The following is a 14,867-nucleotide window of genomic DNA, read 5'->3' on the forward strand; positions in this document are numbered from 1 at the left end:
TTTTAGAACATTAGCCGTAAAAAAACCGTATTTCCTTTATTCGTTTGAATAAAGAGAATACGGTTTTTCGTCTAAGATTAGCTTAATATTTTTTAGTAAAGTCATGAACTACTAACAATTTATGGCATTCAAACAATCGTTTTTCCCAATTAAAATCATTGTCCGCACGTCAACAAGTATGTACCTTAGCTATTAAACATCTTTTGGGACATAAAAACTACGATTATCCATACCAAAAATCCGATCCGTATATTCCCCTGGTGTTGTTTGGCGAATAGAGGTTAACATCATTTGCATGGAAGCATCGAGATTATCAATTTGGTGCAAGATTTCTGCTTCTAAAAGACGCGGTCGTACCGGTGAACCATATTCTAATAAACCGTGGTGGGATAAGACCATGTGTCGCAAAATCACGACATCTTCTACTGTATCATCAATTTTTAAAGCGAGACAAGCTTTCGTAATTTCTTCATCCACCACGACCAAATGTCCTACGAGGTTCCCAATTAACGTATATTCCGTCGTCATTGCTCCACTAAGTTCAATTACTTTCCCGAGATCATGTAAAATAATCCCTGCATAAAGGAGCGAAGCATTCAGTTCTGGGTACTCACTCACGATTGCCTTACCTAAACGCAACATGGTCGTTGTATGATGTGCCAGACCACTCGCATAGGCGTGATGATTGCGCTTAGCTGCTGGATATTCAAAGAATTCTTTTTGGTATTTTGTTAATAAATAACGAACAATCCGGTTCCAATGTGGATTGGTAATTTCAAACAACGTCTGGCTAATTTCAGCTTCCATCGCTTCTTTTTTAATCGGTGCTCGTTCCATATAAAGTGTTGGATCCGCGGCTTCTTCCGTTGCTAATCGTAGTTGCATAATTTTCACTTGGGGCGTCCCTTGATAGAGCTCACGTTTGCCACTTAACATCACCACTCGCCCTGCCTGGAAACGCTCGACTTCTTCTTCAGAAGCATCCCAAAACTTGCCGTCAATCGTACCTGAAGTATCTTGAAAGGTAAACGCGATAAACGTCTTACCATTTTTAGCTTTGCGAATATCGGCATTTTTGATTAAAGTGTACATTTGAAACTCTTCATCGACTACTAATTCACGTATTTTCTTCATATCTTTTGTTTTTGCCAAAACAAAAACATTCGTCACATCCTTTATTCCATCATTTTTACCGCTTGCTGACACTCTTGATAATAGCTTACCATTTCTTGGTCGGAAGACAAACAAATGATTTGATAGTCTTGACCAAATTCCGCTAATAAACGTGCCAATTGGCGTTTGCGTGTTCCATCATAATGCAACCATCCATCATCAATGATGACGGGAGAAAGAATTTTTTCCTGTTGTAAGGCTAAGTAGGCAAAACGTAATGCCATAATCAGTTGATCTTTCGTACCTGTCGATAATTGATAAATCGGTTGGGTACCGTTGCTCGCAACAACGGTGAGGATGCCTTCGTCTAATTTTACTTGCTGGTAAGATTGATTGGTTAACAAGGAAAAATAATGCGAGGCTTGCTGGAGTAATTGAGGCAATTGTTGATCGGATAAGGCTGTTGCCAAATCAGCTAGGAAAGTACTTAACAGACGGTTTTTCCCCCAAAGAATCATTCCTTCTTCGATTTCACTTCTCAATTCCATTTCTTGTTGGTAACAATGATCGAGCGTGCCATCACTTTGCAATTGCTCTAACTGTAATTGGAGTCGTTGTTTTTCTTCCAAGTCCAAACTCAAAGCCGCATAAAGTTCTTCTTGCTGCTCTTTGATGCGTTGTTTTTCCTCGGCTAATTCATTTTTCGTTATTTTCTTTTTAAATAACGGCGATAGTAATTCGCTGAGTTCTTTCTTACGAGCGAGCTGTTTTTCTTTTGCAGCCCACTGTTTACTCCATAAAGGAATTTCAGTCGGATGGGTTAACCCAAATTCCGCAAGCAATCCTTCATAAGTCACAAATAATTCTTCTCGATTTGTCTTTAGGCGACGTAATTGTTGGGCAAGGAGCGTGCTTGGTTGTTGCAAACGTTCCATCTTGATGGCTTGCATCTCTATATGAAAATCTTCTAAACACGTCATTTTTTCATTGAGATTTTTATTTTCTAGCGGCAACCAATCATAAAAGTCAGAAAACAGTTCCTCATACAGCGCGAACTGTTGTTGATTCTCACTTTCTTTGGGCTTTAGCGTGGCTAACTGCTGCAAATGGGCTTCATACAACGCCACTTCACGGTTATATTCATCGACTAATTGGAGCCACTTCGCGGTTTCTAACTCTTGACCAAAAAAAGGTTGTAATTCTTTTTTGCGCTGCGCAACTTGCTGTTTTAATTGGTGAATTTGTTGTTCTTGCTGTTCTCGATTATCGAGCCATTCGTTCTTTTTCTGCATCTTCTCTTGCCAAAGTGGCTTGCTTTGTTTGACTTTTATTTGTTGAACTTGCAAATAAATACCGGCTAAAGCTATCCCAATACCTAAGGCAATGAATAGACCTTGGATAGGTCCACTCCATAAAAAGGCTGCAGCAAAAGCTCCTACGCTACCGACTAGTAAAGCGAGTCGCAAAGCACCCGACTTTTTCGGTGCAAATAACTGCGGCGTTTGTTTTTCGAGCGTTGTAATCTCGGTTTCCAGACTCGCAAGTTGTTCATTTAGCCAATTGAATCGTAAGCTTTCTTCCTTTAATTGAGCCTCATCTGCTTGTATCTGATGAATCACTGCTGGAATAGTCGGATCACTTTTTTCCGGGAGTTGACGCCAACCACGTTTTTGTTGGAGCGCTGCGAGTTCTTGACGGATTTGTTGTATTTGAGCATTGACGCGTTGATTGTCATCCAGTAAACGACTGACCGTTACTTTCTCTCGTAAGATTTGTTGAATATTAGCTTCTTGATCGAGATAAAAGAAATATCTTTCTGAAGTTTGACCACTTTCTAATTGCGCAAGTTCGGCTTCTTTATTTTGAATTTCTTCTGAAAGTTGTTGGTATCGTTGATGAAATTGTTGCAATTTACGTGTTTTTTCTTCTGATACCCCTGATTCTTTGACGTTTTCTAGCTCACACCATTCCTCGTAAAGCGGCCAATGCAGTTGTTGTTGCTCTAACAATTGACTTCGTTGTTGTAAGATTTGTGCTTGTCGGTTACTTGTTTGTGCTTGCGTCTCATAGTAAGCCAGTTTTTGATAGGCTTGTTGCACTTGGGCTTCTTGTTGCTCTTTCTGGTGAATCGTTTCCTTGAGTTTTTGCCACTGTTTTAACTTTTGGTTGAGTGGTAATTTTTGGCCTTTCAACTTATACATTTGGTGATTATTCTTTTCATATTGTTGCATTTGGTTCATCACTTGCGCACTACCACTAATTCCTAAAGAAATTAAGGCTTCATGTAACTCCTTTTCTTGTAAACGATCGAGCTCTGATAATTGTTCTTGTTGGAACGTAAAGACTTCTTGGAACGTTTCTAACGTTAAAGGGGCAAGGATCTCATTTAAAAAAGCTTCATCCCCTACGACATCTCCCATTTGAATCTTCGCTTTTCCACGATTGAGTTGACGGAATCGTTCAATCAAAATCTCGCCATAAAGCGGATGCCAGATCCAAAGTTTGCCTCCAAACGCCGCCCCATCACTAGGCCGATAATCACGTTTTTTGGCACTTTTTTTCGCAAAACCAAATAACATCGTTTGAATAAAATGGTATAAAGTTGATTTTCCCGTCTCGTTTTCACCAAAAAATAATTGATTTCCTGCAGAAAAATCAATTATTTTTTGACGGTAATGACCGAAGCCACTAATCTCTGCTCGAATCAGTTTCATTGTCAGACCCTTTCCAAACGTATTCTTGTTCGATTTCTTTACTTGCTACTTCAAAGACACCTTGCTGAAAAGCTTCCATCTTCATCACTTTACTCGCAATTGGGTGTTGCAAGAGTTCCGCCATCACTTCACGAAAGACATCGGCGTCTTGATACTGTTGGAACAGCGCTCGTTTTAAAGCCGGACTCGCATTCAACTGAACTTGTTGCTCAAAAACGACCTGAATTTCTTCCATTTGATAGATTCGTTGCGCAAAGCCCTGCAGTTGCAACTCATGATTTAAATAAGCAATTAATTCCTTTTTTTCTTTTGCATTTAACCAATTTTTGGGTAAATCAGCGGTTTCACTCAAAACGAGGCGAATCAGTGCTTTTTGAGAGACCGTAAAGAGACGCTGAATTTTTTCCAACGCCATTCTTTGGTTGGAGACGCCAGCCAGCGAAAGTGTGATTTCTTGCCACGATAACTGATGAACAGGGATCGCTTCCCACGTTGCTTCCCCTTGCGTCAGTGTCACCAATAGAATACCCGGCGTTTCTTTTTCTTTTTGCGTATGACCTTGGGGTGTCCCCGGATAGATAATCGGTGGTTGCGTTGATAACGCCGTTGCCACATGAATATGACCTAATGCCCAATAATCATAACCTTTTTGTTTCATTTCTTGGACGACAAACGGGGCGTAGTGTTCGCCTTGTGGATCTCCATGATACATGCCGATATGATAGGTCCCTTGACGTCTTGGAAATTGCGCCACTTTCGATTCGTCTAGCCAAGGTTTTTGATAACTAAAACCACTAATACAATAAGAAACACCTTGTTTCGTTTCACCTGTGATCGTTTGGACTGTTTCTTCCGTAAACAGATGAACATTTTTGGGGAAATCAAACCAATAACGTGCTTCTTCATAATAATCATGATTGCCAAAACTCAAATAAATCGGAATATGGGCGACTTCAAGCCGACTCATTTGAGTGAAAAATTGATGTTGTGTTTTTAAACTCGGACGATTTTGGTGAAACGTGTCTCCGACAAGAAGGACAAAATCGACTGCCTCTTGAATTGCCACGGATACGATAGATTCTAGCACTTTCTCGTTTATTTCAAGTAATTCATCGACAGACTCATTCATTAAATAGAGGCCTTCAAAGGAGCGGTCCAAATGTAAGTCCGCACAATGGATAAATCGTAACATGAAAAAACCTCCTCTTTTTCCTTATATTTTACCATTTCAGCAAAAAAAAGCCAGACGAACACGAAAGTTTGTTCGGTAATCAGAGGTTGTTATAAAAAGCGCTTTGACTTGAGAAAAAAGAAAAAAGAGACGAAAATCGGTTCGTTGATTTTCAGTCGCTTTGACTTTTTTTCCGAGAGTCAGTTTTTTTAACACCGTTTCCTATCAGAGGTTGTTACAAAAAGCGCTGTGACTCGAGAAAAAAAGAAAAAAGAGACGAAAATCGGTTTATTGATTTTCAGTCGCTTTGGCTTTTTTTCCGAGAGTCAGCTTTTTAACACCGTTTCCTATCAGAGGTTGTTACAAAAAGCGCTTTGACTTGAGAAAAAAGAAAAAAGAGACGAAAATCGGTTTATTGATTTTCAGTCGCTTTGGCTTTTTTCTTTTTGTACTGTTTCAATCGATTCTCTGATTTCTTCTAATACTTGCGATAAAAAATCAAAAATCGGCTGCTGTTCGATATCCATCGTAATGGCTTCTTCTTCTCTCGTTAGTTCAGATTTGAATTTATTAACGGGCGCAACGATTTGAATCGACGCTAGCGGATAGCCCTCATCGATGATTTCACTTTGTCGATTCACAAACAGACGGGGGGAATCATTTTCAAAAGTCGTCATTGAATTTCCGGTAGCCACCGCGATTCCTTTTTTAAAATAGCCAGTCAATTGGCCATTTTCGCCATATTTTTCGACTAAGTGAAGATAATGCTCGATCATTTCCTGATCGTTTAAGCGTCGGCCGTTCACTCGTCTGACATGGACACCAGGTTGTTGCTCAGGTGATAACCCATTCAAATATACGCCTTCATCTATCGCTATCGTGGGAATTTGTGCTTGCTGAGCATAACTCGTCGCTTTGATGATCGCATTTTCTGTCGGGGTTTTCCCTGTCTCTTCAACTTCTTGCGTAATCCCTAAGTCTGATAATGTGACAATATCAAATCCTTTTTCTTGCAAACGTGTCGCATAATAACGAACTTTTGCTTGATTGGTTGTAGCAAATAATATTTTCATTGTGATCCTCACCTCTTCTTTTGGTCATTTCTCGTCTCTTTACAGACAAAAGCAACTGAAAGAAGGATCTTCTTTCAGTTGCTTTATTTTTTATTACGATTATCCTTCGTATAGTTCTCTTAAAGGGTTCATGATAATTCGATTTAGGTCATTTACAACAACGCTGAAGGCTTGTTCTGTTTGCATTAAATGGCTAATAACGGGTTCGCTTTGCACTTTTTCCGCTAATGCTTGTGCTTTTTCTGCATCTTCATCCGTCATTTCTTCGCCAGCCATCATTTTTTGGTGCATTTCTTGTTGGAAAGCTTGAAACTCTTTGAAAATCCCATAAGCCTCTTCATTTTGTTTTAAACGATTAAACGATGCACTTAACGTTTGGAAGGCTTCGTCTTGACGAATCTCACGTTCTAATTGGTTTGCTGTATCATATAAATTTGATGACATATTATTTCCTCCTAGAAATTATTTACTTCCTAATTGTACCATGCTTTCACTTTCTAAGCGATTATTTTAAGGGAGTAGATCTATTAATTCACGTAAGACTTCTTTTCCTTTTTCAATCGCTTTGCCACCGACTTCTTTGGCTTTAACTTTCGCTCGTTCTGCAAGGTCATCCACTTCTTCTTTCCATTTTTCCACCTCTTCATTTTTGGTGGCAGGATCGACCGCATCCTCGGCAGCCACTACTTGACCGCCCGTCCAGTACGCATTGCCTACCGTAAAGGGTGTTTGCGACGTGTAAGGTAAAATACCTTCCGCTTGCGCTTTAAAGAGTGCACCCATATTTTCGCCACCGGTGCCGCTCAGTACATTTTCCTTACTCGCCGTTTCAAAGCCAATCCAAGTCGAGATGACAACGTCTGGAGTATACGCAATCATCCATTGATCATTACTTTTCGTCGTATCATAACTACTCTCTGTCGTACCGGTTTTTCCGGCAATTGTATAATTATAAGGATTAGCACTCATCCCTGTTCCATTTGAAAAAGTTCCCAAAAGCATACTTGTCATTTCTTCACTCGTTTCTTTGGAAATCACTCGTTTCCCTTTAGGTTGGGTTTTGTCCACAATAACCGCACCCGTTGAATCAATAATTTTTGTAATTAAGTGAGGCGAATAGAGTGTGCCGCCATTTGCAAAAACACCATAAGCACTGGCCATAACCGCAGGCGATGTTCCATGTTCGAGTCCGCCAAGCGCTAAACCATAATATTTATCTGCTTCCGTTAGTGGTAAGCCAAATTCTTTTGCTTTATTAAATCCTTTGTTTAATCCAATTTCGTTTAGCAACCAGACGGCTGGTAAATTCAAGCTTTGCGCCACGGCTTCATACATTGGGACTTCCCCTTGATAGGTCCCATCAAAGTTTTTCGCCTCATAATACGATTGTGGCTCATCCTTTAGAATACTATCCGGTTTATATCCCGCTTCTAAAGCGGGTGCGTAAACACTAATTGGTTTAATGGTTGAGCCGGGCGAGCGTTGCATGCTAATAGCGAAGTTGAAGCCACGGAATGTATACTCACCACGTCGGCCAATTAGCCCTTGAATGCCGCCCGTGTTTGGATCGAGCGCAACAGAAGCCGATTGGACAATCTCACCGGTCGAACTATTTGGTGGGAAATATCCGTCTTGCGCATAGAGTTCTTGCATATTGCTTTGATAATTTTGATCCAGCGCCGTATAGATTTTATATCCTCGCTTCATGACGTCATCTCCATCGAGTCCATATAGACGCACAGCCTCATCGATGACCGCATCAAAATAATACGGATACTGATAGCCTGAACCTTCTGGATTGTAGGCATCATAAAGTTGATCGCCCAGTGCCACTTGCTGTTGTTCAGTGGCTTGTTCTGGGGTGATTTTGCCTGTTTCAGCCATCACACTTAACACCGTATCTCGACGGTTGGTTGCGGCTTCTAAGTCATCAATCGGATTATAAATCGAAGGTCCTTTTAACAATCCAACTAAGGTTGCGGCTTGTCCGACTGACAAATCAATTGCATCCACACCAAAATATTTTTTAGAGGCATCTTGAATCCCCCATACCCCATTCCCAAAATAAGAATTATTGAGGTACATTGCTAAAATTTCATCTTTGCTATATTGCTTTTCAATTTCAATTGCAAGAAAAAGTTCTTTGGCTTTACGGGTAAATGTTTGATCAAGCGTCAGATAGGCATTTTTAGCAAGCTGTTGGGTGATCGTACTCCCCCCACCGCCAGCTGTACTGCGATTAATCAATAGGCGTGACGCCGCCCGTGCAATTCCTTTTAAGTCAAAGCCATGATGTTCATAAAAACGTCGATCTTCTGTGGCAATCAATGCCTCAACCACATAAGGCGAAATCTCCGTTAAATCGACATAACTATTACTTTTCTCAGCACGAAATTGGCCGGCTTCCTCGCCATTTCGATCATAAATAATAGTCGATTCTTTCAGACCAGAAGATAAATCGGCGACATTTGTCGTTTTCGCTACGTAAAATAAATAAGTGCTAGTCACTAAAATTCCTGTTAACGCCATTAAAATAATAATTTTTGTCAGATGATATTTCTTCCAGACTCTTGATAGCCACTGGGAAAACTGTTTTAGATAGGGCTTGATCCATTGCCAAAAACGAATCAAGTGTTCCTTGATTTTTTGTATGATTGCTCTAAAATCCATTGGCACTCCTCCTCATTCAACCCCTAGTTTAGCAGACCCTTTACCGTCTTTCCTAGGGCGAAAGTTGTACTTTTTCTGAAAAGTCTCCCTATTTTACCATCCATGCGTTAAAAAGAATGGTTTTTTTCATTAAGAAAGCTTTAAATCTGTTATAATAAGCGTGAAATGAATCAAAGGAGCCTGTCAAACATGGATTTTACCATCACTTTACCTCATACCCAAAAAACAATGACTATTCGTGAGCTATTAGAAAAAGAGTGGCTTGTTCCACGCAAAGTCAGACATTTTCTACGCACTAGAAAAGATGTCAAATGCAACGGCGAAGTCGCCATGTTCCACCAAGAAGTTCAGGCAGGCGATCAGATTTCCCTCCATTTAGAAGAAAGTGATTATGCTTATCAAGAGATTCACTTAGGGCTTGCCAAATTCATTGATGTTCTCTATGAAGATGAGCATGTCATTATTGTCAATAAACCTGCAGGCTGCAAAACGCATCCTAACCAACCGAACGAAACCGATACGCTGCTCAATCATCTTGCGGCTTATTTAGCACCAAAAGCGCAACGTCCCTACGTCGTCCATCGCTTAGATAAAGAAACAAGCGGCGCGATTTTGTTTGCCAAAAATCCGTTTGTTTTACCAATTCTGGGGCGTCTCCTTGAGCAAAAACGCATTTATCGTCGTTATCAAGCAGTCGTTCATGGCTTACTGAAAAAAGATTGTACCATTCATCAAGCAATCGGCCGTGATCGTCATGATAGACGAAAACGCATCATCGATCCAAGGAATGGACAAGAAGCTGTTACGTATGTCACCATTGCCCAAACACTCAAAAATACTACCCAAATTTACTGCGTCCTTGATACCGGTCGAACGCATCAAATCCGGGTCCATCTCGCAAGTCTTGGTCATCCACTTGTCGGTGATCCGCTTTATCAATCTAAACCCGCTCCTCGCCTAATGCTGCACGCGATTGAAATGCATTTTATTCATCCTTTTACAAAAGAAAAAATGGTGGTGCAAGCACTCCCTGGTTTATGGTAAAAACAATTCCTATACGTAGCAAAAACGCCTTTTTACAATAGTTCAGATAGTCATTCCCTGATTACTATTGTTAAAAGACGTTTTTTTGCGGAGGTTTATCTCGTTTTTTGCCGGGTGACGTTTAAGTTATTCTCTAGTTGCGTTGCTTTATGTTGATAGTGTTTATAAAGCGTCGCAAATTTTCCTTTGTATGTTTCGTCCCACGGTTTGGATTTTCCACAAAAATGCAAAAAGACGGTTTCTTCAATTAGATAGTTCACATCCCATTTGCCTAAACTCGTTGTTTCATAGACCGCTGATTTGCGGACATCGTAGTTAAATAAAAAGTCAGAGACTGCTATGAACTGATCTCCATATAAGCCATTCAAAATATCTTGATCCGGTAATAGTAAATTCAGACGATTATTCTCAATAAAGGTAAAAATATCTTCAGCCTTCACTACTTTACGAATTTGTTTTAAGTTCATTAATAGCACACCTGAATTATAATAACCTTCTGCTTCGTATGTTTTTAAACGAATTTTATTAATCACATTGGTGACGTTCGTCAAGTGCGTATGACTCGCAGCTGCGTAAAGATGATCCCCCATCTCCATTTGATAGAGCTCGACTACATCATTAATACATAAGATATCCGCGTCAAGATAGAGGATTTTTTCGAGGTGATCCGGTAAAAATTGGTGCGCAAGTAAGCGATAATAAATAATTTCCGGATAGCGTTCAGTCACAGGCGCTTGGGCAAAAAGTGTCGCTCGGTCCATCTTCAAAGGATAGTAATTCATGCCCAACAATTGACAAAACACCGTTAATTCTTCGTCAAATGTCGTTTCTTCAGGATGTAAAAGATAGACATTATACGTGGTAGCACTTGAGTTTTTCTGAATTGAATATAAGGTCGTCTTCAACTGACGAACAAATCGTTGATCAATCGCAAAGAGTAAATTTATTTCCATCTTAACACTTCCTTTAAACTAAATATCGTCCTACTTCAATTATAACAACTTCTCTTATTTTTGATAGTCTTCCTAGACGACTATTATTGTTTCTTATTGTTAAGAACGCGACGATATTGTTACCATACGTTTGATTGTGCTAAGGGTTTGTGCTCATTTTAGGATTATCGATACCAGTTAAGAGCATCTATCTCCAATAAAATTTCACCATTTAGCCATAAAAAAACCTCCACACTCGCCCGCGTAGGCGTAGTGTGAAGGTTCGGATAAACATGTTTGATTTTGTCTATAGATATGGTATTCCCTCATTTTAATTTTAAAAAAAGGCAATTAGTAAATAAAATTAGCTGGATCAACAAAACCACTCCAAATATCCGTTGCGATTCCAAAATGCAAGTGAACGCCAGTCGAATTGCCTGTCGTACCCATTGTGCCAATTTGTTCTAAGGTGGTAACGCTTTGACCCACGGTAACATAAACATCTGTCATATGCATATAGTAGGTGTAGTAGCCATTGTCGTGTTGAATAATCGCATAATTCCCTGCACTCCAATGATTTCCTGCTTCCACAACCGTGCCATACCGTGCCGCTAAAATCGCCTCACCTTGATTGCCAGTGTAATCAATGCCGTCATGCATATTACCCGAATAACCTGTGGGGTCCGCTCGATAACCAAAAGAACTGCTAACATTTAATGCTCCTTTTAAGGGAGAAAGAAATCCGGTTACAGCTAATTTATCGGCCAATTGTTTCGCCTTCGCTTCCGCTGCTTTGGCTTTTTCTTCCGCAATAGCTTGTTCTTCTTTTAATGTTTCTAACGTTGCTTTTTCATCCGCTAACATTTCCGTTAAGGTTTCAAATTCTTCCACTAACGTTTCTTTCTCAGTTGTATTTGTGGTAACGTCTGCTTCTAGTTGAGAAAGAGTTGTCTCTTTTTCAGCGATTGTCGCTTCTAAAGTAGCCATTCTTTCTTTTAACGTCTTGATTTCATTTTCATGATTTTTGATGCTATATCCCGAAAGATTCGCGCCTGACATGACGCCTTGAATAGCCGCCACGACCCGGAGCCGTTCTTCTTTTGTCATTAATTGTTCCTGAAGTTGCGCTTGTTCGTTATTCAGTGCAACGATTTCTTTTTCAATTATTTCTTGTTCGGAATTCAAAGTCTTACTTTCTTCTTCAAGGGTAACTTGTTGGTTTTGGTTTTCAGTGACTTGTTTTTCTAAGGCAACAATCGTCGATTCTTGGGCCTTAATCTGGGGTGTCGTTTCAGTAGCTTGAGTAACGTCTGGTAAGCAAAACAGCAAGCCTAAGCCTGCAAGTAAAACAAAAGACTTCATTTTCAATAGTGGTACGCTCCTCTAAATTTATTCCTTCGCTACTTTAGCATAAATTAGCAGAATAAAGCGTAACAAATCCACAACAAGTTGATATCAAATAAAGAGAAATGATGACGAAAGACGCTATCTTGCAACATGAAACCCTTTTCTATGACAACTAGATTACAGTGGTCTTGTGATTTAATTTCTAAGTAACTTGAGTTCATCTTGGGTTAAGGGTCGAAACTCACCTAAAGCTAACGTTTCATCCAAGGTTAATCCGCCCATGCGCAAGCGTTTTAAATACGTTACTTCTTTCCCCACGGCTTTCACCATGCGCTTCACTTGATGGAACTTTCCTTCATGTAAAATCAAACGAATTTGGCACGTATTCGCCGCTTCATCGACAGTATCAATCATTAATTCTGCGGGCAGACAAACTTCGCCCCCATCAATTGTGAGGCCTTCTTTAAATAAAACCACATCTTCAGGTGTCATGATTCCTGCTACTTCCGCATAATATTCTTTTTCAACATGATGTTTCGGTGACAAGAGACGATGAGCAAGTTGGCCATCATTCATAATCAATAATAATCCTTCAGTATCTTTATCGAGACGACCAACCGGAAAAAGGTCTTCGCGAAAGGTGTCATCATCAAATAAATCTAAGACTGTAGCGTCGTGATTATCGACTGTCGCCGAGACGACTCCCCCTGGTTTATTCAATAGATAATAAAAATCTTTTTGATAATGGACTCTTTCTCCCTCAAATAAAACGAGATCTTTCTGTTCCTCAACCTGAAATTTATCGGATTTCACAACAGTACCATTGACCGTCACATATCCTTTTTTGATTGACTGTTTGACTTCTTTTCGTGAGCCAAAATTCATATCGGCTAAAAATTTATCTAAGCGCATTGGACTAACTCCTTCTCTTTTATTCAAAAAAAGAGCTGTGTTGCGACTGCTTGCTACGAGTCAATCTTCGAATCGTTCACGAGCGAAGGACTTGTAGCTGACTGTCTCAACCCAGCTATTTTTTTATTTAATTCTTAATTTATGACGCAAACGAACCATGTTAGGTCCTAATAGTTTATCGGCAATCCGAATTTTCAATCCTAAATAAAGATACGCAAATCCTCCGCTACCGGCTACTAACATGACCAAGATAAAGGATTGGATTTTATGTTCATCGCTCAAGAACGATCCAAAAACAGCTTTCGCAAGTGCTGCAACGACGATCATACAAATCGTCATCAATAACATGAGGAGCGTCCGCCGTAACACGAGACTGCGATTAAAATGCGTTTTTTGATGCAATTTGCGCAAATTCAGGTAACACGCAACACCTAGCCCGATCGTTGTTGAAAAATGCGGACCATAGGACTCTAAAAGATAAATACTCGGGGCTTGTAATAAAAATTTAACGATAAAGCCGATTCCAAAAAATATCATCGCAGACATGTTTTCATAAATCCCTTGCAGCATCGTTGCAGAAATCATAAATAATCCTAACACTAGACCGGATAGACACGCTACCATTAATAAGCGTGAACCTAGTACATTATAGCCGTAAAAAATGGTATTTAAGGGATATGCCAGTAAGACCATACCAAAAGTGGCAGGAAACATGATAAACGAGTAGAGTTGTAAATTATTGGTTACTAATTTCGTTAAACTCCGTTGATCTTTTTGGGCGTAAGATTCCGTAATTAACGGCAATCCGACGGCAGCCATCGCCGTTGCTAGCCCGATCACGACCATCGTCAATTTATCGGGATTGACACTGAATAACGCCATTAAATTTTGCAGTTCTTGATTGGTATATTCCGTAAACATACTCATCATGCGAATAAAAGTGAATTGATCGACTAATTTAAAAATCGTAATCGCCGATCCGACAATAATAAACGGAATCGCTTCTTTAACAGTTGAAACCAATATCCCAACCGTATCAATTTTCCCAAGTTCTTGACTTTGCTCCGCTAAAATCGCCATTTTGACTTTTTCTTTTCTAAAGTAGTAAAGTAAGACTCCAATACCACCTAATGCCCCAATAAATGCCGCAAAAGTCGATTGCGTTACCGCCGAAACGTAATCGCCACTTCCTAAACGCATAATGATAAACGTTGCCATCAGCATATAAATGACACGGAAAAATTGTTCCACTAACTGTGAAATCGCGAAAGGACCGACATTTTGAGTCCCCTGGAAATACCCTCGCAAGACACTCATTACGGGAATGACAAGAATTGCCACACTTAATGAACGCATCGCTGGCACTAAGTCGTCTCCGCCACCTGATGCTTTGGATAAGGCAGGCGAGGCAAGATACATAACAGTGGCACTAATAATTCCAAAAATAAACATGATTTGCAGTGCGCGTTTTAATAAATTTTGACTCGTTCGATACTCTCCTCTGGAATTATGAAAAGCGATTTGCTTAGCAATCGCTGCCGGAATTCCTGCCGTTGAAATCATGATAAATAAGGCATAGACATTGTAGCCCATCCCAAATAGGGCATTGGCAGTTTCCGCATTGTCGCCCAACCAAAAATACCATGGAATAATGTAAACCACACCAATGAGTCGCGAGCCAATATTACCGACAGTTAACCACGCAGAACCCCGGGCCATCTTCTCTTCATTTGTTAGCAGTGGTTTTTGAATCTGTTCTTGATGATCCATATGCCTCTTTCCCAACTTTCTTCTTTTTACATACCTTCTATTTTAATGCTTAAAGACTTTTGTCGCAATCTATTTCTTTCGTTTAGAAGTGACTATGCTATAATTATCTATATCGATTCCT

At 39.9% G+C, this 14,867-nt stretch carries 11 protein-coding genes; 1 reads left to right on the plus strand and 10 read right to left on the minus strand.

What is annotated here, in order from left to right; all coding sequences use genetic code 11:
* Positions 1–192 precede the first annotated feature (192 nt).
* The 6 genes from RU93_RS09595 to RU93_RS09620 all read right to left on the minus strand — a co-directional run bounded on the left by RU93_RS09595 (position 193) and on the right by RU93_RS09620 (position 8,741).
* Positions 193–1,134, minus strand: coding sequence for a 3'-5' exoribonuclease YhaM family protein (locus RU93_RS09595; RefSeq protein ID WP_071875436.1), 942 nt, complete (start codon positions 1,132–1,134; stop codon positions 193–195).
* Between the two features lie 41 nt (positions 1,135–1,175).
* Complete coding sequence (locus RU93_RS09600; protein ID WP_071875409.1) at positions 1,176–3,827, minus strand: ATP-binding protein; 2,652 nt, start codon at positions 3,825–3,827, stop codon at positions 1,176–1,178.
* Complete coding sequence (locus RU93_RS09605; protein WP_071875410.1) at positions 3,802–5,019, minus strand: metallophosphoesterase family protein; 1,218 nt, start codon at positions 5,017–5,019, stop codon at positions 3,802–3,804. The genes RU93_RS09600 and RU93_RS09605 overlap by 26 nt, the downstream gene beginning before the upstream one ends.
* Before the next feature lie 401 nt (positions 5,020–5,420).
* Positions 5,421–6,071 carry a non-canonical purine NTP pyrophosphatase gene (locus RU93_RS09610; protein WP_071875411.1) on the minus strand — a complete coding sequence of 217 codons (651 nt, stop codon included), beginning with the start codon at positions 6,069–6,071 and terminating at the stop codon, positions 5,421–5,423.
* Between the two features lie 99 nt (positions 6,072–6,170).
* The gene (locus RU93_RS09615) at positions 6,171–6,515 is read right to left on the minus strand and encodes a YlbF/YmcA family competence regulator (protein WP_071875412.1); all 345 of its coding nucleotides are present in this window, start codon (positions 6,513–6,515) and stop codon (positions 6,171–6,173) included.
* A gap of 66 nt (positions 6,516–6,581) precedes the next feature.
* Positions 6,582–8,741, minus strand: coding sequence for a PBP1A family penicillin-binding protein (locus tag RU93_RS09620; protein ID WP_071875413.1), 2,160 nt, complete (start codon positions 8,739–8,741; stop codon positions 6,582–6,584).
* Between the two features lie 189 nt (positions 8,742–8,930).
* Here RU93_RS09620 and RU93_RS09625 point away from each other — a divergent pair, with 189 nt between their 5' ends.
* Positions 8,931–9,785, plus strand: a complete 855-nt coding sequence (locus tag RU93_RS09625; RefSeq protein ID WP_071875414.1) for an RluA family pseudouridine synthase — start codon at positions 8,931–8,933, stop codon at positions 9,783–9,785.
* 95 nt (positions 9,786–9,880) lie between these two features.
* Here RU93_RS09625 and RU93_RS09630 read toward each other — a convergent pair whose 3' ends face one another.
* The 4 genes from RU93_RS09630 to RU93_RS09645 all read right to left on the minus strand — a co-directional run bounded on the left by RU93_RS09630 (position 9,881) and on the right by RU93_RS09645 (position 14,746).
* The gene (locus RU93_RS09630; RefSeq protein ID WP_071875415.1) at positions 9,881–10,738 is read right to left on the minus strand and encodes a glycosyltransferase family 8 protein; all 858 of its coding nucleotides are present in this window, start codon (positions 10,736–10,738) and stop codon (positions 9,881–9,883) included.
* Positions 10,739–11,068: 330 nt separating this feature from the next.
* Positions 11,069–12,079 (minus strand): M23 family metallopeptidase, encoded by a 1,011-nt coding sequence (locus RU93_RS09635; RefSeq protein WP_245785401.1) that lies wholly within the window; start codon positions 12,077–12,079, stop codon positions 11,069–11,071.
* A 180-nt stretch (positions 12,080–12,259) separates the two neighbouring features.
* Positions 12,260–12,976, minus strand: a complete 717-nt coding sequence (locus tag RU93_RS09640) for a pseudouridine synthase (protein ID WP_071875417.1) — start codon at positions 12,974–12,976, stop codon at positions 12,260–12,262.
* A 123-nt stretch (positions 12,977–13,099) separates the two neighbouring features.
* Complete coding sequence (locus RU93_RS09645; RefSeq protein ID WP_071875418.1) at positions 13,100–14,746, minus strand: putative polysaccharide biosynthesis protein; 1,647 nt, start codon at positions 14,744–14,746, stop codon at positions 13,100–13,102.
* Positions 14,747–14,867: the final 121 nt, after the last annotated feature.

The sequence above is a fragment of the Enterococcus aquimarinus genome (assembly GCF_001885765.1).
GTDB lineage: Bacteria > Bacillota > Bacilli > Lactobacillales > Enterococcaceae > Enterococcus_I > Enterococcus_I aquimarinus.